This window comes from Halomonas sp. ND22Bw, assembly GCF_003011945.1.
Classification (GTDB): Bacteria; Pseudomonadota; Gammaproteobacteria; order Pseudomonadales; family Halomonadaceae; genus Halomonas; species Halomonas halophila.
This window is the reverse complement of record NZ_PXWD01000462.1, coordinates 1-330: the sequence shown is the minus strand read 5'-3', so window position 1 is coordinate 330 and position 330 is coordinate 1. Positions and strand designations below refer to the sequence as shown.

Genomic DNA, 330 nt, shown 5'->3' with positions numbered 1-330 from the left:
GCGATGGTGGCCTCGATCTCCTTGACGCCGATGGGGCGCTTGCGGCGCGCTTCCGGCACCAGCATCTGCGAGGCGCCGGTCTCGTCGATGACGTCGATGGCCTTGTCCGGCAGCTTGCGGTCGTTGATGTAGCGCGCCGACAACTCGACCGCGCTCTTGATCGCATCCGGCGTGTATTTGACGCTGTGATGCTCCTCGAACGCGGAGCGCAGGCCCGCCAGGATCTTGATCGTGTCCTCGATGGTCGGTTCGTTGACGTCGATCTTCTGGAACCGGCGCAGCAGCGCGCGGTCCTTCTCGAAGTGGTTGCGGAACTCCTTGTAGGTGGTC

1 pseudogene is annotated in these 330 nt (G+C 63.9%); it reads right to left on the bottom strand.

Annotation, left to right across the window (positions count from 1 at the left end):
* Positions 1-330 (bottom strand): annotated as a pseudogene (gene clpA, locus CVH10_RS18940) (ATP-dependent Clp protease ATP-binding subunit ClpA); the annotation flags it as partial.